The organism is Actinoallomurus vinaceus, from assembly GCF_039542055.1.
Taxonomy (GTDB): domain Bacteria; phylum Actinomycetota; class Actinomycetes; order Streptosporangiales; family Streptosporangiaceae; genus Actinoallomurus; species Actinoallomurus vinaceus.
The window spans coordinates 239,171-259,461 of the sequence record NZ_BAABHK010000007.1; the positions used below are offsets into that span (position 1 = coordinate 239,171).

At 70.8% G+C, this 20,291-nt stretch carries 19 protein-coding genes; 14 read left to right on the plus strand and 5 right to left on the minus strand.

The genetic code is table 11. The annotated features are described in order from the left end of the window. The first annotated feature begins 103 nt into the window (after nucleotides 1-103). From ABEA24_RS25375 to hypE, 3 genes are read left to right on the plus strand one after another with little or no spacing between them, the layout of a single operon-like run. Entirely contained in the window at nucleotides 104-373 is a 270-nt protein-coding gene (locus ABEA24_RS25375; protein WP_345433544.1) for a HypC/HybG/HupF family hydrogenase formation chaperone, read from the plus strand. 12 nt (nucleotides 374-385) lie between these two features. Further along, on the plus strand, nucleotides 386-1,513 hold the full coding sequence (hypD, locus tag ABEA24_RS25380) for a hydrogenase formation protein HypD (protein ID WP_345433545.1): 1,128 nt from the start codon (nucleotides 386-388) through the stop codon (nucleotides 1,511-1,513). Then, a complete protein-coding gene (gene hypE / locus ABEA24_RS25385) occupies nucleotides 1,510-2,676 on the plus strand; it encodes a hydrogenase expression/formation protein HypE (protein ID WP_345433546.1) in 1,167 nt (388 codons plus the stop codon). Before hypD ends, hypE begins: the two co-directional genes overlap by 4 nt. 60 nt (nucleotides 2,677-2,736) lie before the next feature. Here hypE and ABEA24_RS25390 read toward each other — a convergent pair whose 3' ends face one another. The 3 genes from ABEA24_RS25390 to ABEA24_RS25400 all read right to left on the minus strand — a co-directional run bounded on the left by ABEA24_RS25390 (nucleotide 2,737) and on the right by ABEA24_RS25400 (nucleotide 4,524). Continuing rightward, nucleotides 2,737-3,423 (minus strand): D-sedoheptulose-7-phosphate isomerase, encoded by a 687-nt coding sequence (locus ABEA24_RS25390; RefSeq protein WP_345433547.1) that lies wholly within the window; start codon nucleotides 3,421-3,423, stop codon nucleotides 2,737-2,739. 67 nt (nucleotides 3,424-3,490) lie between these two features. After that, the gene (locus ABEA24_RS25395) at nucleotides 3,491-4,102 is read right to left on the minus strand and encodes a D-sedoheptulose-7-phosphate isomerase (RefSeq protein WP_345433548.1); all 612 of its coding nucleotides are present in this window, start codon (nucleotides 4,100-4,102) and stop codon (nucleotides 3,491-3,493) included. Continuing rightward, nucleotides 4,099-4,524 (minus strand): PadR family transcriptional regulator, encoded by a 426-nt coding sequence (locus tag ABEA24_RS25400; protein ID WP_345433549.1) that lies wholly within the window; start codon nucleotides 4,522-4,524, stop codon nucleotides 4,099-4,101. Before ABEA24_RS25400 ends, ABEA24_RS25395 begins: the two co-directional genes overlap by 4 nt. A gap of 317 nt (nucleotides 4,525-4,841) precedes the next feature. On the opposite strand from ABEA24_RS25400, the gene ABEA24_RS25405 reads away from it, so the two are divergent. From ABEA24_RS25405 to ABEA24_RS25445, 9 genes are all read left to right on the plus strand, one after another. Next, nucleotides 4,842-6,248 (plus strand): hypothetical protein, encoded by a 1,407-nt coding sequence (locus tag ABEA24_RS25405; protein ID WP_345433550.1) that lies wholly within the window; start codon nucleotides 4,842-4,844, stop codon nucleotides 6,246-6,248. Beyond that, nucleotides 6,245-6,769: a hydrogenase maturation protease gene (locus ABEA24_RS25410; RefSeq protein ID WP_345433551.1), complete on the plus strand. Its 525-nt coding sequence runs from the start codon at nucleotides 6,245-6,247 to the stop codon at nucleotides 6,767-6,769. Before ABEA24_RS25405 ends, ABEA24_RS25410 begins: the two co-directional genes overlap by 4 nt. Further along, complete coding sequence (locus ABEA24_RS25415; RefSeq protein ID WP_345433552.1) at nucleotides 6,762-7,118, plus strand: hydrogenase maturation nickel metallochaperone HypA/HybF; 357 nt, start codon at nucleotides 6,762-6,764, stop codon at nucleotides 7,116-7,118. The genes ABEA24_RS25410 and ABEA24_RS25415 overlap by 8 nt, the downstream gene beginning before the upstream one ends. Before the next feature lie 34 nt (nucleotides 7,119-7,152). Further along, the gene (locus ABEA24_RS25420; protein ID WP_345433553.1) at nucleotides 7,153-8,232 is read left to right on the plus strand and encodes an NADH-quinone oxidoreductase subunit B family protein; all 1,080 of its coding nucleotides are present in this window, start codon (nucleotides 7,153-7,155) and stop codon (nucleotides 8,230-8,232) included. 28 nt (nucleotides 8,233-8,260) lie between these two features. Continuing rightward, on the plus strand, nucleotides 8,261-10,057 hold the full coding sequence (locus ABEA24_RS25425; RefSeq protein ID WP_345433554.1) for a nickel-dependent hydrogenase large subunit: 1,797 nt from the start codon (nucleotides 8,261-8,263) through the stop codon (nucleotides 10,055-10,057). Next, on the plus strand, nucleotides 10,050-10,613 hold the full coding sequence (locus tag ABEA24_RS25430) for a NifU family protein (RefSeq protein ID WP_345433555.1): 564 nt from the start codon (nucleotides 10,050-10,052) through the stop codon (nucleotides 10,611-10,613). The genes ABEA24_RS25425 and ABEA24_RS25430 overlap by 8 nt, the downstream gene beginning before the upstream one ends. Then, nucleotides 10,610-11,218, plus strand: coding sequence for a DUF5947 family protein (locus ABEA24_RS25435; protein WP_345433556.1), 609 nt, complete (start codon nucleotides 10,610-10,612; stop codon nucleotides 11,216-11,218). Before ABEA24_RS25430 ends, ABEA24_RS25435 begins: the two co-directional genes overlap by 4 nt. Further along, nucleotides 11,196-11,405: a hypothetical protein gene (locus ABEA24_RS25440; RefSeq protein ID WP_345433557.1), complete on the plus strand. Its 210-nt coding sequence runs from the start codon at nucleotides 11,196-11,198 to the stop codon at nucleotides 11,403-11,405. Before ABEA24_RS25435 ends, ABEA24_RS25440 begins: the two co-directional genes overlap by 23 nt. A gap of 367 nt (nucleotides 11,406-11,772) precedes the next feature. Then, nucleotides 11,773-12,387 carry a flavin reductase family protein gene (locus ABEA24_RS25445; protein ID WP_345433558.1) on the plus strand — a complete coding sequence of 205 codons (615 nt, stop codon included), beginning with the start codon at nucleotides 11,773-11,775 and terminating at the stop codon, nucleotides 12,385-12,387. A gap of 93 nt (nucleotides 12,388-12,480) precedes the next feature. On the opposite strand, the gene ABEA24_RS25450 is transcribed toward ABEA24_RS25445, so the two are convergent. Next, nucleotides 12,481-15,504: a glycoside hydrolase family 3 C-terminal domain-containing protein gene (locus ABEA24_RS25450; RefSeq protein ID WP_345433559.1), complete on the minus strand. Its 3,024-nt coding sequence runs from the start codon at nucleotides 15,502-15,504 to the stop codon at nucleotides 12,481-12,483. 240 nt (nucleotides 15,505-15,744) lie between these two features. Between ABEA24_RS25450 and ABEA24_RS25455 the strand changes: the two genes are divergently transcribed. Both ABEA24_RS25455 and ABEA24_RS25460 read left to right on the plus strand, forming a co-directional pair. Beyond that, entirely contained in the window at nucleotides 15,745-18,420 is a 2,676-nt protein-coding gene (locus tag ABEA24_RS25455; RefSeq protein WP_345433560.1) for a glycoside hydrolase family 2 protein, read from the plus strand. A 102-nt stretch (nucleotides 18,421-18,522) separates the two neighbouring features. Further along, complete coding sequence (locus tag ABEA24_RS25460) at nucleotides 18,523-19,383, plus strand: aldo/keto reductase (RefSeq protein WP_345433561.1); 861 nt, start codon at nucleotides 18,523-18,525, stop codon at nucleotides 19,381-19,383. Between the two features lie 10 nt (nucleotides 19,384-19,393). Here ABEA24_RS25460 and ABEA24_RS25465 read toward each other — a convergent pair whose 3' ends face one another. Beyond that, complete coding sequence (locus ABEA24_RS25465) at nucleotides 19,394-20,278, minus strand: polysaccharide deacetylase family protein (RefSeq protein ID WP_345433562.1); 885 nt, start codon at nucleotides 20,276-20,278, stop codon at nucleotides 19,394-19,396. Between the last annotated feature and the right edge of the window lie 13 nt (nucleotides 20,279-20,291).

Below are 20,291 nucleotides of genomic sequence, written 5' to 3' on the forward strand. Positions count from 1 at the left end.
GCCGGAATGGTCGCGGGCGGTCCTTCCCGTGGCGTGACGGATGCCCGAAGTCAGTGCGCGGCGGCGAGGTGGCCGTCCAGACCATGGGGGCGGGAGTACGCGGATGTGCCTGGGGATCCCTGGAGAGCTGGTCGCGTTCTGTGACGATCCTCCGGACCTGGCGACCGTCGACGTGAGCGGAGTCCGGCGGCGGGTCAACATCGGCCTGCTCGAGGGGCAGAGCCTGCGGCCCGGCGACTGGGTGCTCGTTCACGTCGGCTTCGCGCTGTCCAAGATCTCCGAGTCGGAGGCTCAGGCCGTCCTGGACCTCCTCGAGGACATGGGCCAGGCGTACGACGACGAGGTCACCGCGCTTCGGGAGTCGAACCTGTAGGAGGGGGCCGGGATGCGCTTCGTCGATGAGTACCGGGATGCGGGAAAGGCGCGGGTGCTGGCCTCGCGGATCGCCGCGCTGTGCGAGCCCGGGCGGAGGTACCGGCTCATGGAGGTGTGCGGCGGGCACACGCACACGATCTACAAGCACGGCATCGAGGACCACCTGCCCGAGGCGATCCAACTCGTCCACGGACCGGGCTGTCCGGTCTGCGTCATTCCGATGGGCCGGGTCGACGACGCGATCGCGATCGCCGGGCAGCCCGATGTGATCATGACCTCGTTCGGCGACATGATGCGCGTCCCCGGCGGCCAGGGGTCCTTCTTCGACGCCAAGGCCGCGGGGGCGGACATCCGGATGGTGTACTCCCCGCTGGACGCCCTGAAGATCGCGCGTGCCAATCCGGATCGGCGCGTGGTGTTCATGGGGATCGGGTTCGAGACGACGGCGCCGTCCACCGCGATGACGGTGCTGCGCGCCGCGGCGGACGGCGTCGACAACTTCTCGGTGTTCTGCAACCACGTGATGATCATTCCGGCGATCAAGGCGATCCTCGACTCCCCCGATCTGCGCCTCGACGGATTCCTGGGGCCTGGTCACGTCTCCACGGTGATCGGCTGCGGGCCGTACGAGTTCATCGCCCGCGACTATGGGAGACCGCTCGTCTGCGCCGGGTTCGAACCGCTGGACATCCTGGCGTCGGTGCACATGCTGCTGCGCCAGCTCGCCGAGGGCCGTGCCGAGGTCGAGAACCAGTACGCGCGGGTCGTGCCGTGGGAGGGCAACCAGACGGCGCTGCGCGTCATCGGCGAGGTGATGGAGCCCCGCCCGTACTTCGAGTGGCGCGGCCTGGGGTTCATCTCGCATTCCGCGCTCCGGATGAGGGACGCGTACGCGCGCTTCGACGCCGAGCGGGTCTTCGACCTGCCGGGTGTCCGGGTCGCCGATCCGAAGGCATGCCAGTGCGGGGAGGTCCTCAAGGGCGTGCTGAAGCCCTGGGAGTGCAAGGTCTTCGGCACCGCCTGCACGCCGGAGACCCCCATCGGGACCTGCATGGTCTCCTCTGAGGGCGCCTGCGCGGCGTACTACAACTTCGGCCGCTTCAGCCGGGAGCGCGCCCGGGAGGCGAGCGGAACATGAGCGAGGCACGGGAGCACGCCGTCTGGGCGGAGCGCGCCGTCCGGGAGGCGGCGGCGGAGCACGTCCCCGAGGCGCCGCCCGCCACCGGCGATCCGGATCGGGAACGACGGGTTCTGGAGCGCATCGAGCAGGTACGGCGCCGCAGGCCCCGGCTCAGAGAAGAGCGCATCACGCTCGCGCACGGCGCGGGCGGCAAGGCGACGCGCACGCTGGTCGACGCGGTGTTCCTGGAGGCGTTCCGCAATCCGCTGCTCGAGGCGATGGAGGACGGCGCGACCGTCACCGTGGACGGCGCGCGGCTGGTATTCACCACCGACTCCTTCGTGGTCTCCCCGCTGTTCTTTCCCGGGGGCGACATCGGCGATCTCGCGGTGAACGGCACGGTCAACGATCTGGCCGTGTGCGGCGCGCGGCCGCTGTACCTGTCCGCGGGGTTCGTCCTCGAAGAGGGCTTCCCCGTCGACGAGCTCCAGCGCGTCGCCGGTTCGATGGCCCGGGCCGCCGCCCGCGCCGGCGTGCGGGTCGTCACCGGCGACACGAAGGTCGTGCAGCGCGGGAAGGCCGACGGCTGTTACATCACGACGGCCGGCATCGGCGTGCTCGGCCGTGGCCTGTGCCTGTCCGCGAGCGGTGCGCGCCCCGGTGACGCGGTGCTGGTGTCGGGGCCGATCGGCGATCACGGCATCACCGTGATGCTCGCGCGCGGGGAACTCGACATCGACGCGGATCTGACGTCCGACACGGCGCCCCTGCACGACCTGTGCGCGTCACTCCTGGAGGCGGCGCCCGGCACCCGGGTGCTCCGGGACGCGACGCGCGGCGGTGTCGCGACGGTCCTGAACGAGGTGGCCGCCGCGTCCGAGGTCGCGATCGTCATCGACGAGGCGGCCGTGCCGATCCGCCCGGAGGTCGCCGGCGCCGGCGAGCTGCTCGGCATCGACCCCCTCTATGTCGCCTGTGAAGGCCGCATGGTCGCGGTCGTGGACGGCGCCGACGCCGACGCAGCGCTCGCCGCCCTGCGCGCGGACCCCCTGGGCGCCGACGCGGCGTTGATCGGGAGGGTCGCGGCGGATCCGCCGGGTCTGGTGATGCTCAACACGGCGTTCGGCGGAACGCGAATCGTCGACCTCCTCGTCGGCGACCCACTTCCGCGCATCTGCTGACCCTCGCACCCGATCCGGGACGCGGATCCGGCACCGCCCTACCGCGAGACGCGGAACGCTCTACCGCGGCGACTCGGCTCGCCCGGTGCCGGCGTCCAGTTCCCGCCGGATGAGTTCCCACAGGACCTGGTACGTGGTCGTCTGGGCCTCCTGAATCCGGTGCACCGACGAGGAGGGCACGACGAACAGGTGGTCGACGGCGCCGCACTCGGCCATCCGGCCGCCGTCGTACCCGGCGAAGCCCACGGTCACCATTCCGAGCCGCCGCGCCTCCTCCAGCGCGTGGACGATGTCGGCCGATCCGCCGCTCGTCGACAGCCCGACCACGATGTCTCCGGTCCGGCCCAGGGCCGCCAGTTGCCTTGCGAAGATCACTTCGAAGGCGACGTCATTGCCGAGCGCGGTGAGCACCGCGACGTCGCTCGTGAGCGCCAGTGCAGGCAGCGGACACGCCCCGGGTCCCGGGTTGGTGAACAGCTCGGCGATCGCATGCCCGTCGGTGCTGCTCCCCCCGTTGCCGAACGCGAACAGCCGTCCGCCCTGCTCGAACGACCGGGCGAGCGCCCTCGCGCACGCCGCGATCCGGCCGGCGTTCCGCCGGCACATCTCCGCTCGCAGCGCGACGATCTCGTGTGCCTTCTCGACCGTGGAGCGGGTCACCTCCGCGAGCACCGCGTCGAAGTCCGCACCGCCGTCGTACAGCGACGGATAGAGCGACCGCATGTCGTCGGACGCGGCGCTGCTCATTCCGGCTCCCGGGACCATCGAGATCGCCTCCTTCGGCGTGGCAGGGCAGGGGCCGGCGGGTGCCCGCTCATCGGCCCGGCTCCGGTTCGAGGACGCCCGGCTGCTCGAGGAAGACGTGCACGAGCTCCCAGAGGATGTGGTACGCGGTGACGCTGATCTCCTTGACGACGCGCGGATCGTCCGCGCGGATCAGGAGAGTGTGGTCGATCGGCGGGGCGCCCGCGATCCGTCCGCCGTCGCCACCGAGGAGCGCGACCGTGAGCAGGCCCATCTCGTGGGCGGCCGCCAGGCCACGCCGGACGTTCTCGCACCGTCCGTCCGCCGACAGCCCGACGGCGATGTCGGCGGGTGCTCCCATCAGACGGACGCCGGCCGCGTAGATCTCCTCGAATCCGGCCCTGCGGGTGACGCCGGTGAGGGCGTTCGGGTCGGCGGCGAGGGACAGCGCCGGCAGCGCGCGTTTGCCGACGATGACGGGATGGACGAACTCCACCGCGATGTGCGCCGCGTCGGTGGCCTGTGCCCCGTTGCCGAAGACGATCATCTTGCCGCCCCGGTGGAACCGTACGGCCATGGCGTGGCAGGCCCGGGCGATGGGCTCCGCCTCCGCGGCGAGGGCCTCCGCCGGTTCCGTACGGCGGCCGAACGCCGCGGCGACCGCATCCTCCGAGACCGTCATCGCCCCTGCCCTCCGGCCTCGGCCGGCGCGGCGACCGACGCGTGGCGGACCAGGTAGTAGTCGAGGAGCGCGCGGGTCTCGGCCAGGACGCCGGCCCAGGTGCCCAAGAGGACTTCACCGCGGTCGGTGAGGTGGTAGGTGCGCCGTCGCGGTCCCGCTTCCGAGGCCTCCCACTTCGAGCACAGCATCCCCTGGCGCTCGAGTGAGCGGAGCCTGCGGTAGAGGTGCCCCGGGTCGCCTTCCGCGATGCCGAAGGGCTTGAGCCGTTCGAGCAGCTCATAGCCGTGCGCGGGCCGTTCCCGCAGCAGCAGGAGCAGGCAGCACTGCAGGAAGTTCCGGGGTTCACCGACGGGCCGGGCCACGACACGGTCGGCGTGCGCGGCGCGGGCCGTCGACCCCAGGTCCCGGCCGGACCTTGCCATGTCCACCCCCGGCTGATCGACGCGGCCGATACGGAGAGCGATATCTCCATCACCGGGAGTACCCATATGATCGTGATCACACCCACGCCCGCCCCTCGTTTCCGGCCGGCTTCGGGCGGCGGGGGCGCGGACGAGGCGCGCCCCCTCGCACCCGGGACTACCTGACGAGAGCACATAGAGGGAGGGGTCACTTACTCTCCGTGGCACTCGTGCCTTATACCGGTAACGCCGCTTTTCCGCGGTGCGAGGGACCACCTGCCGGACCTTCGCCGGTCGATGGTCGGCGTCCGCCCCGTCGGAGAAGGGAGCCAGCGATCATGACAGCTGAGCCGGTCTCCGCCGGCGCCGCCTTCGATCGTGCCCTCGCGGTCGCCGACGCGATCCTCTACGAGGGCTATCTGCTGTACCCGTATCGCCGCTCGTCGGCGAAGAACCGGGTCCGCTGGCAGTTCGGCGTGCTGACCCCGCGGGCCTGGACCGAGGCGCGCGGGGTGGACGACGAGGGGGTGGCCGGGTCCGCCGAAGGGTGGTGGCAGCAGACCGAGTGCCTGCTCGAGGCGAGTGATGAGTCCGCCATCTGGTGTCGTGTGCGCTTCCTGCAGCTGCGGAGCAGGTCGGTGGAGGAACGAAGCCCGGATGGAGGCCATCGCCCGGTCGACCGCATCCGGATCGGCACCCGGCTCGAGCTCGCCTTCGACGAGGCGATCCCCCGGGACTTCGACGTGCGGATCACCGTCGGCGAAGCGCTGTCCGGCGAACGGCGGTTCGCCGTTCGGGCTCCCGGTGGCGAGGACGTCGCGGCGCTCGCGGATGACGCCGGCCGCCCGGTGGGACGGACGGTGTCGCGGTCCTGGCCGGTGGACGCGTCCGTGGCGGTCTCCGCGACCCGCTGTTCCACCGCGCCCCGGCTCGTCCGGCTGCGCGTGCGCGTCGAGAACGCCGACCGTACGACCCCGCCGGACGCTTCCCGGGCCGAGGCGCTGCGCCGATCGCCGATCGCCGCACACACCATGGCGGCCGCGCGCGACGCGTCGTTCGTCTCGCTGCTCGACCCGCCGGCCTGGGCCGAGGCGGAGGCCCGTGCCTGCTCGAACGTGCGGACCTTCCCCGTGCTCGCCGGGCCGCCCGGCGAGCGGGGCCTCCTGCTGTCGTCACCGATCCTGCTCTACGACCACCCGGCGGTCGCTCCGGAGAGTCCCGGGGATCTGCACGACGCCACCGAGATCGACGAGATCCTCTCGCTGCGCACGCTGACGCTCACCGACGCCGAGAAACATGAGGCCCGCGCGACCGATCCCCGTGCCACGGCCATCATCGACCGGGTCGACGCGATGCCGCCGGAGGTGATGTCCCGCCTGCACGGGGCCGTCCGTTCCCTCGGCCCGGCCGGCGGTGGCGCGTCGCCTCCGTCACGCTGGAGCCCGCCCGACCTGACCGGCCTGCCCCCCGACGCCGACGTCGTCATCGTGGCCGGCCTGCGTGTCACCAGGGGCAGCCGGGTGCGCCTGCTGCCGCACCGGCGGGGCGCCGACCCGCAGGACATGTTCCTGGAGGGCCGGACCGCCAGGGTGGAGGCCGTGCTCCTCGACGTGGACGGCTCCCGTCAGCTGGCCGTCACCCTGGAGGACGATCCCGGGGCCGAGCTCGACCGATGGTACGGGCGGTTCCGCTACTTCTCCCCCGCCGAGATCGAGCCGCTCGCCGATGCGGAGGGCACCGGATGAGCGCGCCCGGCCGCCGGGTGCTCGTGGCGGGCATCGGCAACGTGTTCCTCGGCGACGACGGGTTCGGCGTCGAGGTCGTCGGCCGGATCGACGCGTCGGCGCTTCCCGCGACCGTGGACGTGGCCGACTACGGGATCCGGGGCGTCCACCTGGCGTACGAACTGCTCGACGGCCGCCACGACACGTTGATCATGGTCGACGCCGTCCCCCTCGACGGCCCGCCGGGGACGCTGGCCGTCCTCGAGGTCGATCCGCCGACCGGCCCGGAGCCACCGCCTCCCCCGGCTCTCGACGGTCACGGCATGGATCCGGAAGCCGTCCTCGGGCTGCTCCGTGCCATCGGCGGCGACGTCGACCGGGTGCTCGTCGTGGGCTGCCGGCCGGCCGTCATCGAGGAGCGGATGGGGCTGTCCGAGCCGGTGCGCGCCGTCGTGGACGACGCGGTCTCGCTCGTGACGGAGCTGGCGTGCGAAGAAGCGACGAAGCCCGGAAGGGCGGAAAGGCGACCGGCCGATGCATGAGATGGGACTGTGCGACGCGATCGTCGACGCGGCCGTACGCCGCGCCGGAGGGCGGCGGGTGACCGGCGTGCGGGTGTCCGTGGCCGGCCACCCGGTCGATCCGGGCGTCATCGACCAGGGCTTCCGGCTGGCCGCGGCCGGAACGGTGGCGGAAGGGGCGAGCGTCGAGCTCGTCGTCCGGCCACCGTCGGTCCACTGCCGCGGCTGCGGCGTTCGCACCGATGCCACCGACGCCCTCTCCCTCGCCGCCTGCCCGCGGTGCGGCGGCATCGACGTCGAGGCGATGGACGCCGAAGAGGTCGTGCTGGAGTCGATCGCGTTCGAGCCTGCCGAGGAGAGGAGATCGTGATGGAGCGTGACCGGCCAGGGGGGAGGCCCCGGACATGAGCACCGAGCCCGGATACCAGCAGACCGCCGAGAAGCCCACGAGCGGCCAGGGTTTCGAGCACATCGACATCCTGTGGATCTCCGAGGGGATGAGCTGCGACGGCGACACGGTCGCGATGACGGCCGCGACGCAGCCGCCGATCGAGGACATCGTCCTCGGCATCATCCCGGGCCTGCCCCGGGTCACCCTGCACAACAAGGTCCTGTCACCGGCCCAGGGCGGCGAGCAGTTCCTGGCGCCGTTCCGCGCGGCGGCCGCCGGCGAGCTGGAGCCGTTCATCCTCGTCATCGAGGGATCCGTTCCCAACCAGAACATCATCGAGGGCGACGGCTACTGGACGTCCTTCGGCAACGACCCGCAGACCGGCGAGCCGCTCACCCTGAACTGGTGGATCGACCGCCTCGCCCCGAAGGCCTGGGCGGTGGTCGCGGCCGGGACCTGCGCGACGTACGGCGGCATCCACGCGATGGCCGGCAACCCGACGGGATGCATGGGCCTGGCCGACTACCTCGGCTGGGACTTCACGTCGACCGGCGGGCTGCCGATCGTCAACGTCCCCGGATGCCCGATCCAGCCCGACAACTTCATGGAGACGCTGACCTGGGTGCTGCAGCACGCCGCGGGCGACGCTCCCCCGCCGCCGCTGGACAAGATGCTGCGCCCGCAGTGGCTGTTCGGCAAGACCGTCCACGAGGGCTGCGACCGGGCCGGGTACTACGAGCAGGCCGACTTCGCCAAGGACTACAACTCGCCCAAGTGCCAGGTGAAGGTCGGCTGCTGGGGACCGGTCGTCAACTGCGACGTGCCCAAGCGCGGCTGGATGGGCGGCGTCGGCGGCTGCCCCAACGTCGGCGGCATCTGCATCGGCTGCACGATGCCCGGCTTCCCCGACAAGTTCATGCCGTTCATGGACGAGCCCCCGGGCGGATCGCTGTCGTCGGCCCTCGCCAAGCCGTACGGCATGTTCATCCGCCGACTGCGCGGCTTCACCAACCAGACGGTGAACACCGAACCCAAGTGGCGCCACAACAAACGCGAACTGACCAGCGGATACGACCCGCACTGGCGTCCGTGACCGGCCGGAGGGCGAAGGAGACCGACAGATGGCACTGACCGATCGGACGCGAGCGCCGCAGCGCGCCGGCGAGCAGCTCGTCGAGATGGCCTGGGATCCGATCACCCGGATCATTGGCAACCTCGGCATCTACACGAAGATCGATTTCGCGAACCGGCGGGTGGCCGAATGCCATGCCACCTCGTCGCTCTTCCGCGGCTACTCGGTGTTCATGAAGGGCAAGGATCCGCGCGACGCCGGCTTCATCACCAGCCGGATCTGCGGCATCTGCGGGGACAACCACACGACCTGCTCGGTGTACGCCCAGAACATGGCGTACGGCATCAAGACCCCGCCGCTCGGCGAGGACATCATCAACCTCGGCGAGGCCGCCGAGTACATGTTCGACCACACGCTCTTCCAGGACAACCTGGTGTTCGTCGACTTCTGCGAGGCGATGGTCAAGGCGACCAACCCGAGCGTGCTGCAGCGGGCACGGCAGACGGAGGCGCCGGGCGCGGAGATCCACGGCTACCGGACGATCGCCGACATCATGGAGGCCTTCAACCCGTTCGAGGGCGAGGTGTACAAGCAGGCGCTGCGGGTCAGCCGCACGACCCGGGAGATGTTCTGCCTGATGGAGGGGCGGCACGTCCACCCCTCGACCGTCTATCCGGGCGGCGTGGGGACGATGCCCGAGCCGACCCTGTTCACCGACTACCTGAGCCGCCTCATCTCGGTCATCGACTTCGTCAAGAAGGCCGTCGCGATGAACGACGACGTCTTCGACTTCTTCTACGAGGCCCTGCCCGGGTACGAGGAGGTCGGGCGCAGGCGCGTCCTGCTCGGCTGCTGGGGAGCGTGGCAGGACCCCGAGGTCTGCGACTACCGGTACGAGAACATGACCCACTGGGGCCGGGCGATGAACGTCACCCCCGGCGTCGTCGTGGACGGCCAGCTGGTCACGACCGACCTCGTCGACATCAACCTCGGCATCCGCATCCTGCTCGGCAGCTCGTACTACGAGGACTGGGTCAACGAGGACCCGTTCGTCACGCACGACCCGCTGGGCAACCCGGTCGACATGCGGCACCCGTGGAACCAGACGACGCTGCCGGTGCCGCAGAAGCGGGACTTCGAGAACAAGTACAGCTGGGTGATGAGCCCCCGCTGGTTCGACAAGCGCACCGGTGAGAACCTGGCCCTCGACACCGGCGGCGGGCCGTTCGCCCGCCTCTACGTCACGGCGCTCGCCGGCCTGGTCGACACGCCGTACGTCAAGGCGACCGGCTCCAGCGTGCGCATAAGCCTGCCCCGCGGCGACGAACTTCCGGAGACGACCCTGGAGTGGAGGATCCCGCGGTGGTCCAACGCGCTCGAGCGGGACCGTGCCCGGGCCTACTTCATCGCCTACGCGGCCGCCATGTCCCTCCACTTCCTCGAGCGCGCCATGGGGCGCGTCCGCGCCGGGGACGTCAAGGTCTTCCAGGACTTCACGGTCCCGGACGAGGGCATCGGCTGCGGATTCCACGAAGCGGTACGCGGCGTCCTGTCCCACCACCTCGTCATCAAGGACAAGAAGATCGCCAACTACCACCCGTATCCGCCGACCCCGTGGAACGCCAGTCCCCGTGACATCCACGGCGTCCCAGGCCCGTACGAGGACGCCGTCCAGGACATGCCGATCTTCGAGGAGAACGGCCCGGACGACTTCAAGGGCGTCGACATCATGCGTGCCGTCCGCAGCTTCGATCCCTGTCTGCCCTGCGGCGTCCACATGTACCTCGGCAACGGCACCGTGCTGAAGAAGCTCCACTCGCCGACGTTCGGAGCGGGCCATGGCTGACCCGCCGGCCGCGGGCCTGCCGGAGGACGAGGTCCAGGACCGGCTCGTCCGGCTCGACACGCTTCTCGAACGGCTCGAGCAGGCCACCGGGCCCGTCGCCGAGATCGCGGCGCAGGCGGTCGAAGCCCTCACGGAGGTGTACGGCACCGCGCTCGCCCGCATGACGGCCCTGGTCGACGGGCTGCCGGAGCTCGCCTCGGCGCTGACCCGGGACGAGCTGGTGCACCACCTCCTCATCCTGCACGGCATCCACCCGCAGCCGGTCGAGGAACGCGTCGCACGCGTGCTCGACGACGCGCGCCCCGCCCTTCGGACCGGCGGCGCGGTCGAGCTGGCCGAGATCACCGGCGACGTCGCGCGTCTTCGATGGTCCGGGAGCCGGGGCTGCGCGTCGTCGGCGGCGGCGGTCGAACGGGCCCTCGCCGACGCCGTGCTCGCCGTGGCTCCTGAGCTACGGCGGGTCGAGGTCACGCCCGCCGAGCGCGCCCCGACGGTGATTCCCGCCGACTCCCTGCTGCGCCGGCCGGCCACCCGGATTCCGGATGGGACGGCGTGAAGAGCACGGGTGCGCTGCGGCGGGTTGTCGACCGTACGACGGCAGCGGGCCGGCCGGGGCAGCCGTGCGAACTGTGCTCCCGGCCGATCGCGGAGGACCACCGGCACCTGCTGGATCTGCGGGCGGATGAGCCACGGTGCGTCTGCTACGCGTGCTCGGTGCTCTTCCAACGGGACGAGGCCGGCCAGGGGCACTTCGCGCTGATTCCCGACCGCCGCGTCCCGCTGCCCGCGTTCGCGCCCGCGACGGTGGGCGTCCCGGTCGGGCTGGCGTTCTTCGTCCGGCGTCCGGACGGCCGCGTCATCGCGCACTATCCGAGCCCGGCCGGCGCGACACGGTGGGAGGTCGATCCACCGCGGTGGCGGTCCGCCGTCGCGGACGCCGAGCCGCTGACGTCCATGACGGCCGACGTCGAGGCGGTCCTCGTCAACACCGCCCGGGGATGCACGGAGGCCTGGCTGGTCCCCATCGACGACTGCTACCGCCTGGTCGCGATCGTGCGCCGGCACTGGACGGGAATGTCAGGCGGTGCGCTGGTGTGGAGCGAGATCGAGCTGTTCTTCGACGAACTGAGGAGATGCCATGGGACGGATCCGGGTCGGTAAGCCGGACGTCAGGCCGGACACCCCGGCCCACGTGCCCGGCATACGGGAGGGCAACGCGAAGCGGAGGCTCAGCAGGCAGATCGGTCACCGCAGGGACGGCACCGCCGACGCGCGCCGCTCCACGGGGATCAAGCCGAGGAAGCACAACGCGATCCTCAAGATCATGCCCAACCTGCCGCCGGGCTGACATCGATCGGAGGAAACGACCATGATCAAGAAGGCGCTGATCGGCACGGCGATCGCCGGTGTCGTCGTGCTGGCCGTCCGGCAGTTCCCCGCACTCAGGCGCGAGCTCAGGATCTGGCGCATGTGACACCGCCCAGCGACGGGCGTCATGAGGGGGCCGCGCCGCGACCCCGGCCGGGCGAGACGGCGTCGCCCGCCCGCGGCCCTCGATGACGTTTGGAACGGTGCATACGATGGGCGATCGAGGAGATCGCCGCTATCGCCACTGTGCATGTTCCAGGCCCGTATTCCGAAACTTTATGCATTATTGTCGCCATTTGCCGCATTACGGGTATTTCGTGGCGGCGCTTGCGCATGAAGATATGACAGTGCGCGTCGACTATGACCCCGAGATCATGCGCGGCGTCGACTTCTTTCGGCTGATGACGTCCCTCGTGATCCCTCGCCCGATCGCCTGGGTGTCGACCGTCACACCGGACGGATCCACCGAGAACCTCGCCCCGCATTCGTTCTTCACCATCGCCAGCACGGATCCCCCGATCGTCCAGTTCACCTCGATCGGCCGTAAGGACTCTCTGCGCAATGTCGAGGACACGGGCGAATTCGTCGTGAACTTCTCCACCGAGTCGATGCTGGAACTGATCAACCGGACCGCGACCGATTTCCCGCGGGCCGTCAGCGAGTTCGACCTGGTCGGCATCGAACGCGAACCGAGCCGCTACGTCCGGCCGCCCAGAGTGGCGGCCGCGCCCGTGGTCCTCGAATGCCGTTCTCACATCACGCTTCGCGTGGGCAACTCCACGCTCGTCCTGGGACGTGTACTCCACGCCGCCGTGCACGAGGAGTACGTCGTCGACGGCCGGCCCAGCGCCGAGCGGCTGCGTCCGCTCACCAAACTCGGCGGCGACGGCTGGGGCACGCTGGGCGACGTGCTGCACATGTCCCGGATCCCCTACGAGGAGCCTCCGCCCTGCGAACGCTGACGCGCGTGGCGGTGCGGCCGGGGCACGCGGTGCCCGTTCTCCGTGGCGGATCGGGCCGGACGGGCGTAACCGTCCGGCCCGGGTCCGGCTCGATCAGGGGCGCGTGGCGGCTCCGGAAGGCGCCGCGGAGGCGTCGACGCTGACGGAGAACAGGCTCATGTTGCCGACGGCCGGCAGGGTGACGTAGGCGAGCGTCCTGCCCGCCGGCAGCGGACGGACCTCGCCATAGAGGCTGACGTCGTGCGGGCCCTTGCCGCCGGTGAGCGGCTGGTTCCACTGTCCGGTCGACACGATCGAGCCGGAACCCGTCGGCGCGTTGGCGTACCAGTCGGCGAAGTCGATCGGCACGTCGGCCGACGTGCCGTCGGTGAACATCGCCTTCAGCGTGCCGCGTCCCACTCCGTTGTGGGCCGCGCCGAGGACCACCAGGGACCCGCCGGTGCCGCCGACCTTGACGACCTGCCCGGACGCGCTGACCGCGTCCGGCGTGCCGGGAGCCTGTGCGGGGAAGACGGTCGTGGCGGAGCCCACCTTCACCGTGCCGCCCGGGGTGACGCCGTCGGCCGCGAGGCTCTGCGCCGAGTAGCTGTACCCGCTGCCGTCGAAGTTGCCGACACCGGGATCCCCGTTGTCGGTGACGCCGACGGTGTCGGCGGCGGCCGCCATCGAGGCGTACGGCACGTTCAGCCGGACCGTCCGGATGGCCGACATCCTTCGGTCGTCCACGCGTCCGCTGAGGGTGACGGACAGGCCGGCCGCTCCCGGCGCGGCGCCGGCCGGCACCGTGACGCGGAAGGTCTGCCTCGCTCGCCGCCCGGCCTGGACCGTCCCGATGGAACCCTTCCCTGGGGCGACCCGCCAGCCGGACGGCGCGGAGACCTTGAGCGTGGCCGAGGTGAGCGGGACATCGGACAGGTTGCTCACCGTGGCGGTCGCCGTGTGGGTGGTCCCGGGCTGGACGACGCCGGGCAGCCCGTCGATCGTGATGCGGACCGGGCCGTCGGTCTTCCTGACCCGGTACGTCGCGTGCAGCGGCAGCGAGGCCGAGGAGCCACCGACCGCGATCGTGTAGGACCCGTCCTGGACGGTGAAGGCCTGGGCGCCGCTGTCCCAGTAGGCCAGTTCCCGCGGCTTCACCGCGAGGGTGACCGTCCTGGTCTGATGCGGGGCGAGCGCGACCTTGCCGAAGGCACCGAGCTCCTTGGGCGCGGTCGGGGCCAGCGTGTCCGGCTTGCCGACGTACACCTGCGGCGCCTCGGCGCCCGCCCGGTCGCCCGTGTTGGTGATCCTGAACGACACCGTCACCGGGTCGCGTGAGTCACCCGAGGAGTGGTGGAGCCGAAGGTCGCTGTAGCGGAAGCCGGTGTAGGACAGGCCGTGGCCGAACGGGAACAGCGGGGTCTCGTCGTGCTGGTCGTACCACCGGTAGCCGACGTAGACGCCCTCGGAGTAGGAGCTCTCGCCGTCGATGCCGGGGTACTGCGCCGGCGTGCCGACCGGCGTCTGCGCGTTGCTCGCGGGCCAGGTCTGCGGCAGCTTGCCGGAGGGGTTGACGTCGCCCCACAGCAATTGCGCGGTGGCCGCGCCGCCCCGGGCGCCCGGGTACCAGGTCTGCAGCACGCCTTCGACCTGCTTCAGCCAGGGCATGAGCACCGCCGAACCGGTCTGGAGCACGACCACGGTGTGCGGGTTGGCCTTCGTCACCGCGTCGACCAGGGCGTCCTGGTTGCCCGGCAGACTCAGGTTGGACCGGTCGCTGCCCTCGGCCTCGCCGTCCTTGACGAACACCAGGGCGACCTGGGCCGACTTCGCGATCGCCGCCGCCTGGTCGACGTTGGAGCCGTCCGCGTACGAGACGGTGGCCGGCGAGCCGGCGCGGGAGACGATGGCGTCGTAGGTGTTGTCCATCGACAGCGGGTTGACCTTGCTGCTGCCTCCGCCCTGTGCGGAGGCCTTCGCCGGGGCGCCGATGACGGCGATGTCATGCGTCGAGGAACCCAGGGGCAGGACGTCCCCGTCGTTCTTCAGCAGCACCGCGCTCTGGGCCTCGATCCGCTGGGCGGCCGCGTTGTCGGCGTCCTGGTCGATCGGGCCGCGGGCGGTGGTGTCGCGGTCGAACAGCCCGAACCTGAACAGCACGGTCAGCGTCTCGCGGATCCGGGCGTCGATGTCGGCCATCGTGATCGAGCCCTTGTCCAGCGCGGCCTGCACGTTGGGCAGGGTGTTGAACACCCCGGTCGGCAGCTCGACGTTCAACCCGTCCTTGATCGACGTGGTGGCGTGCGTGGCCGGGTAGTCGGACACTACGAAGCCGTCGAAGCCCAGCTGCGAGCGCAGCGACCCGAGAGTCTCGCTGTCGTCGCAGGCGTACACGTCGTTGATCCGGTTGTACGAGCACATCGCCGAGCCGGGCCTGCCGTCGGCGACGGCCACGCCGAAGTTCTTCTCGTAGATCTCGTGCAGCGTACGGTCGTCCATGTTGGCCGACACGGTCTTGCGATTGGTCTCCTGGTTGTTGGCCACGTAGTGCTTCACCGTGGCGATCACTCCGCGGCGCTGGATGCCGCGGACGTCCGCGCCGGCCAGCGTGCCGGACAGGTACGGGTCCTCGCTGAAGTACTCGAAGTTACGGCCGTTCACGGGCACGCGCTGGATGTTCTGGCCCGGGCCGAACACCACGTCCTGGCCGAGCGCCCGGGCGTCGCCGCCGAGCACCGAGCCGTACTCCTCGGCGAGCCGGGGGTCGAAACCGGCCGCGAGGGCCGACGGAGACGGCAGCGCGGTGCTCTTGTCGACGCGGTCGCGCACACCGGCCGGACCGTCGGTCATGGTGATGCCGGGAACGTGCAGGCGCGGGATCGGCGCGATGTACCCGACGGTGGGGACGGGGGCGTCTCCGCTCCCGTGCAGCATGTTCACCTTGTCGGCGAGTGTCATCGCCGCGAGCAGTTCGCCCGCCCGTGTCGACGGGCTCTGGGCTGCGTTCATCCACGGCTGTCCGGCATCGGCCGACGCGGACTGGACGGGGACGAGCAGCCCTCCGGAGGCGATCGCCACGCCGGCGATCGCCGCCCACAGGCGCTGGGGCTTGCGCCCGTGGGCACGTGATCTGGTCATGTTTCGACGCACATCCTTGGCGAGGTGGTGGTCGGGGACGCGGGTGCGTCGGTAGTCAGGAGGCCTACCGGAATGATCAAGCTAGGTTCGCCCGCAATTCACCGTCAAGATCTTGAAATTCACGCATTTCAGCGTTAAAAGCGGTCGGTGACGGGAGTCTTGACCATTGACACAGAAGGCGATTACATTCGTTAGGGAGTCTTCCTAACAGTTTCCCTCTGCCCCCGCCGGAGGAACTCGATGACCGCTGGACGCGCCCGCGCTCTCCTCTGCTCTCTCTGGGCCTGCGCACTCGTACTGGCCCTCGGCGGTGCGGCCGCCGCGGCGTCGGGCCGGGTGCCGCCGAAGCCGATCACGCGGATCTCCGCCGGCTCGGGCTCCGCGACCGCCCTGGCCGGATACCGGATCCAGTCGTCGGCCAAGGTGTCGGACTCCGGCGCCGCCATCTCGACCCCGGGATACGCGGGCGCGTCCGGCTGGTACGCCGCCGGCCCGCGCTCGACCGTCCTGGCCGCTCTCCTGGCGAACGGCAAGTACGGCGACCCGTTCTACTCGACCGCGCTGAAGTCCATCCCGGCGAGCGACTTCACCGTGCCGTGGTGGTACCGCGCGGACTTCACCCTCGGCTCGGAAGCGGACCTGCACACCTTCCTCGACTTCAGCGGCGTCATCTCCAGCGCGGACGTCTGGGTCAACGGCACGCGGGTGGCGACCGCCGCGCAGACCGCCGGCGCCTATCCGCGGTACCAGCCGGACATCACCGCACTCGTGCACCCCGGCACCAACTCCGTGGCGTTCTCTGTGAACCCCAACGACCCGGACAAGAACCTCACGACCGGCTGGATCGACTGGGTGCAGTCGCCGCCCGACCACAACATGGGCCTGTTCCGCGACGTCTTCGTCCGGCGCAGCGGCTCGGTGGCGCTGCGCAATGCACACGTCACGACGAAACTGGCCGTGCCCGCCCTGGACAAGGCCGACCTGACCGTCAAGGTGGACGCCCGGAACGACTCCTCCGCGACGGTGAAGGCGACGGTCGCCGGCACCGCCGGTCCGGCGTCCTTCTCCCAGGACGTCTCCCTCGCAGCCCACGAGACCAAGACGCTGACCTTCACCGCGTCGATCGCGAACCCGAAGGTCTGGTGGCCGTACGGGATGGGCGGCCAGCCGCTCTACGACCTCGACCTCACGGCCACCGTGGAAGGGACCGCGACCGACACGGCGCATGAGCGGTTCGGCGTCCGCGACGTGCGCTCCGCGCTGAACTCCGACGGCGCCCGCACGTACACGATCAACGGCAGGCCGCTGCTCATCCGCGGCGGCGGCTGGTCGCCCGACCTGTTCCTGCGCCCCGACCGCACCTACCTCGAGGACCGGATCCGCTACACCCGTGACCTCGGGCTCAACACGATCCGTCTGGAGGGGCACCTGGAGCCGGACGACTTCTTCGACCTCGCCGACGAGTACGGCATCCTGGCCCTGCCCGGCTGGGAGTGCTGCGACAAGTGGCAGAGCCTGAGCGGCTGGAGCTCCGCGGACCACACCGTCGCGAAGGCGTCGATGGCCGCCGAGGCCGCGCGGCTCCGCGACCACCCGAGCGTCATCTCCTTCCTCATCGGCAGCGACGAGGCGCCGACCAAGCAGGTGGAGCAGGAGTACGTCGACGCGCTGAAGGCGGCGGACTGGCCGAACCCGATCGTCCCGGCCGCGTCGGACGCGTCCGCGCCGATCACGGGCTCGTCGGGGATGAAGATGACCGGACCGTACGACTGGGTGCCGCCGAACTACTGGTACACGAAGAAGGAGGGCGGAGCGTACGGCTTCAACTCCGAGACGAGCGCGGGCCCGGACGTGCCGACCCTCGACACGCTCCGCCGGATGATGAGCTCGAGCGAGCTCGCCACGCTGTGGCAGGACCCCTCCGCGAAGCAGTACCACCGCTCGCCGTCCAGCACGTTCGGCACCCTGAAGATCTTCGACAACGCGCTCATCGGCCGCTATGGCAAGCCGACGAGCCTGGAGGACTACGTACGCAAGGCGCAGCTCGCCCAGTACGAGGCGGTGCGTGCGCAGTTCGAGGCATACGGCCGGAACTTCACCGACTCGTCCAAGCCGTCCACGGGCGTCGTCTACTGGATGCTGAACAGCGGCTGGACCTCACTGCACTGGCAACTGTTCGACTACTACCTCGACCAGGGCGGCTCCTACTACGGCGCCAAGGAGGCGAACCGGCCGCTGCACGCGCAGTACTCCTATGACGACCGGTCGGTCGCCGTCGTGAACTCGGATCACGGCGCGGCGTCGGACCTCACGGTGAAGGCCGACGTGTACAACCTCGACGGCACCTCGAAGTACACGAAGACCGCGACCGTGAGCGTCCCCGGCGACGGCGGCCGTACGACGGCGCTGACCCTCCCGTCGTCGATCAGCGGCCTGTCCACGACCTACCTGGTGCGCCTGACGGTCGCCGGCAAGGACGGCCGCGAGATCGATCGCAACGTGTACTGGCTGTCCACCAAGAAGGACGTCATCGACTGGTCGAAGAACGACTGGTACTACGTGCCGACGTCGAGCTACGCCGACCTCAGCGGGCTGTCGGGCATGACGGCGGCGCCGGTGAGCGCGACGGTCTCCTCGACGGCGGCCGGGGACGGCACCACCACGACCACGGTGACGCTCAAGAACACGGGCACCGGCAAGATCCCGGCGTTCTACGTCGACGCCCACGTCGTCGACGCCTCCGGCGACCCCGTGCTCCCGGTGCGGTGGTCGGACAACGCGGTCAGCCTGTGGCCCGGCGAGTCGACCACGCTGACCGCCACCTACCGCACGTCCGACCTGCACGGATCCACGGCCGGCGTCCGCGTCTCCGGCTGGAACGTGGCCACCCGGACGACGATGACCACCGGTCCCTGAACCGGGGAGGCCGGGACCGGTGGCGTAGCGTGGGTCGCACCACGCGGGCCGTTCCCCGACAAGGCGTCGGGGAACGGCCCGCCTGTCCTGGGAGGGGCGCAGGTGCCGATCGAAACAGCGGACTTCGGGCGTACCGGTCACAACAGCACGCGTGTCATCTTCGGCGCCGCCGCGCTGGCAGCGGTGTCCCAGAGCGTCGCGGACCAGACCTTCGACGTCATTCTCGAGCACGGGATCAACCACATCGACGTGGCCGCCTCCTACGGCGAGGCGGAGGTGCGTCTCCGGCCCCTGCTGCGGCGGGAACCGGACCGGTTCTTCCTGGCGACCAAGACCGGCGAGCGCACGGCGGCCGAGGCGCGCGAGGAGCTTCACCGGTCGCTGGACCGCCTCGGCGTCGACCACGTCGACCTGTGGCAGCTGCACTCCCTGGCCGACCCCATCGAGTGGGACATCGCTCTCAGCCCCGGCGGGGCGCTCGAGGCCGCCCTGGCGGCGCGGGAGGAAGGGCTCGTGCGGTGGATCGGCGTGACCGGCCACGGCACGCAGATCGCGGCGAGCCACCGGCGGAGCCTGGAGAGGTTCGACTTCGACTCGGTCCTGCTGCCGTACAACTACCTCACCCTGCGCAATACCTACTACGCGGACAACTTCGAGGCGTTGTACCGGACGTGCCAGGAACGGCGGGTGGCGATGCAGACGATCAAGTCGATCGCGCTGCGCCCCTGGATGGGCCGCCCGCACACCCGGTCCACCTGGTACGAACCGCTGGAGCGGCAGGACGACATCGACCTCGCGGTCTGGTGGGCGCTCAGCCGGCCCGGCGTCTTCGTCAACAGCGTCGGCGACGTCGACCTGCTGCCCCGCGTCCTCGACGCCGCGTCCCGCTTCGACGAAGCGCCCGACGACGCCGCGATGGACGCGCTGGTCCAGCGATCCCAGGCCGAGCCGCTGTTCGTCTGATCCCCGGCCGTCAGTGCAACTGGTCGGAGAGGCGCACGAAGTGGTGGCCGGCCGCCAGCAGGCGGGGCACGGCGGCGGCGATGCCCTCCGCCGTGCCGCCCTTGGGCCGATTCATGTGGCAGATCACGATCGAGCCGTCGGCGGCGGACCCGACGGCGTGGTGGACCTCTGCGGGGGTGTACGTGGCGCCCGCGTCGCCGTTGACGCTGAAGCCGACGAACCGCTCCCCCACGTTGGTGACGATCCGCGCCGCGACGTCGTCGCAGTACGCGGTGCCGGAACGGAAGAAGCGCGGCGGGAAGCCCAGTAGCCGGGTCAGCTTGACATGGTTGCCGGCGACCTCGTCGTACACCTCACCGGAGCTGCGCGTGCCGGCGATGCCGTACGCCGATCGCCCGGTGACCGACAGCGGACGGTGCCGGGTGCCGTGGTTGGCGATCTCGAACAGCGGTTCCCGGGCCAGCCGCCGGAAGACCGCCGGGTTGGCGTCGATCCAGCGGGAGTTGATGAAGAGGGTCGCCGGCACCTCCCGCCGGCGCAGGAAGTCGATCAGCTTCTGGTCGTAGCCGCTCCCGCCCGGTCCGCCGCAGGCGTCGAAGGTCAGCGCGATCGCACCTCGAGTGGGCAGTGCGCGCACCGTCCCGGGCGCGTCGAAACCCCAGGTGTGCGGTTTGCGCCGCCCGTAGCGGGCCACCACCTCGGAACGCGTCAGCGTGTGGGCGACCGCGGGCCGCGGGGTGAGACTCGGCCCGCCGCTCGCGGCCTCGGAGCGGGGCACCCCGGTGCCGGACCGGCCACCACGGGCCGTACCGGACGGGCCCGCGCAGCCGGCGAGCGCACCCGCCGCCATGGCCGCCAGCACCGCGCGGCGGCTGGGAGGCATTCGGTGGTCCACGCCGCAATCATCG

Excerpts from the sequence above, each read along its gene's own strand:
- ABEA24_RS25420 (WP_345433553.1), top strand. The coding sequence starts at position 7,153 with ATGAGCACCGAGCCCGGATACCAGCAGACCGCCGAGAAGCCCACGAGC.
- ABEA24_RS25425 (WP_345433554.1), top strand. The coding sequence starts at position 8,261 with ATGGCACTGACCGATCGGACGCGAGCGCCGCAGCGCGCCGGCGAGCAG.
- ABEA24_RS25410 (WP_345433551.1), top strand. The coding sequence starts at position 6,245 with ATGAGCGCGCCCGGCCGCCGGGTGCTCGTGGCGGGCATCGGCAACGTG.
- ABEA24_RS25430 (WP_345433555.1), top strand. The coding sequence starts at position 10,050 with ATGGCTGACCCGCCGGCCGCGGGCCTGCCGGAGGACGAGGTCCAGGAC.
- ABEA24_RS25405 (WP_345433550.1), top strand. The coding sequence starts at position 4,842 with ATGACAGCTGAGCCGGTCTCCGCCGGCGCCGCCTTCGATCGTGCCCTC.
- ABEA24_RS25400 (WP_345433549.1), bottom strand. The coding sequence starts at position 4,524 with ATGGCAAGGTCCGGCCGGGACCTGGGGTCGACGGCCCGCGCCGCGCAC.
- hypD (WP_345433545.1), top strand. The coding sequence starts at position 386 with ATGCGCTTCGTCGATGAGTACCGGGATGCGGGAAAGGCGCGGGTGCTG.
- ABEA24_RS25455 (WP_345433560.1), top strand. The coding sequence starts at position 15,745 with ATGACCGCTGGACGCGCCCGCGCTCTCCTCTGCTCTCTCTGGGCCTGC.
- ABEA24_RS25390 (WP_345433547.1), bottom strand. The coding sequence starts at position 3,423 with ATGAGCAGCGCCGCGTCCGACGACATGCGGTCGCTCTATCCGTCGCTG.
- ABEA24_RS25450 (WP_345433559.1), bottom strand. The coding sequence starts at position 15,504 with ATGACCAGATCACGTGCCCACGGGCGCAAGCCCCAGCGCCTGTGGGCG.
- hypE (WP_345433546.1), top strand. The coding sequence starts at position 1,510 with ATGAGCGAGGCACGGGAGCACGCCGTCTGGGCGGAGCGCGCCGTCCGG.
- ABEA24_RS25375 (WP_345433544.1), top strand. The coding sequence starts at position 104 with ATGTGCCTGGGGATCCCTGGAGAGCTGGTCGCGTTCTGTGACGATCCT.
- ABEA24_RS25395 (WP_345433548.1), bottom strand. The coding sequence starts at position 4,102 with ATGACGGTCTCGGAGGATGCGGTCGCCGCGGCGTTCGGCCGCCGTACG.
- ABEA24_RS25440 (WP_345433557.1), top strand. The coding sequence starts at position 11,196 with ATGGGACGGATCCGGGTCGGTAAGCCGGACGTCAGGCCGGACACCCCG.
- ABEA24_RS25415 (WP_345433552.1), top strand. The coding sequence starts at position 6,762 with ATGCATGAGATGGGACTGTGCGACGCGATCGTCGACGCGGCCGTACGC.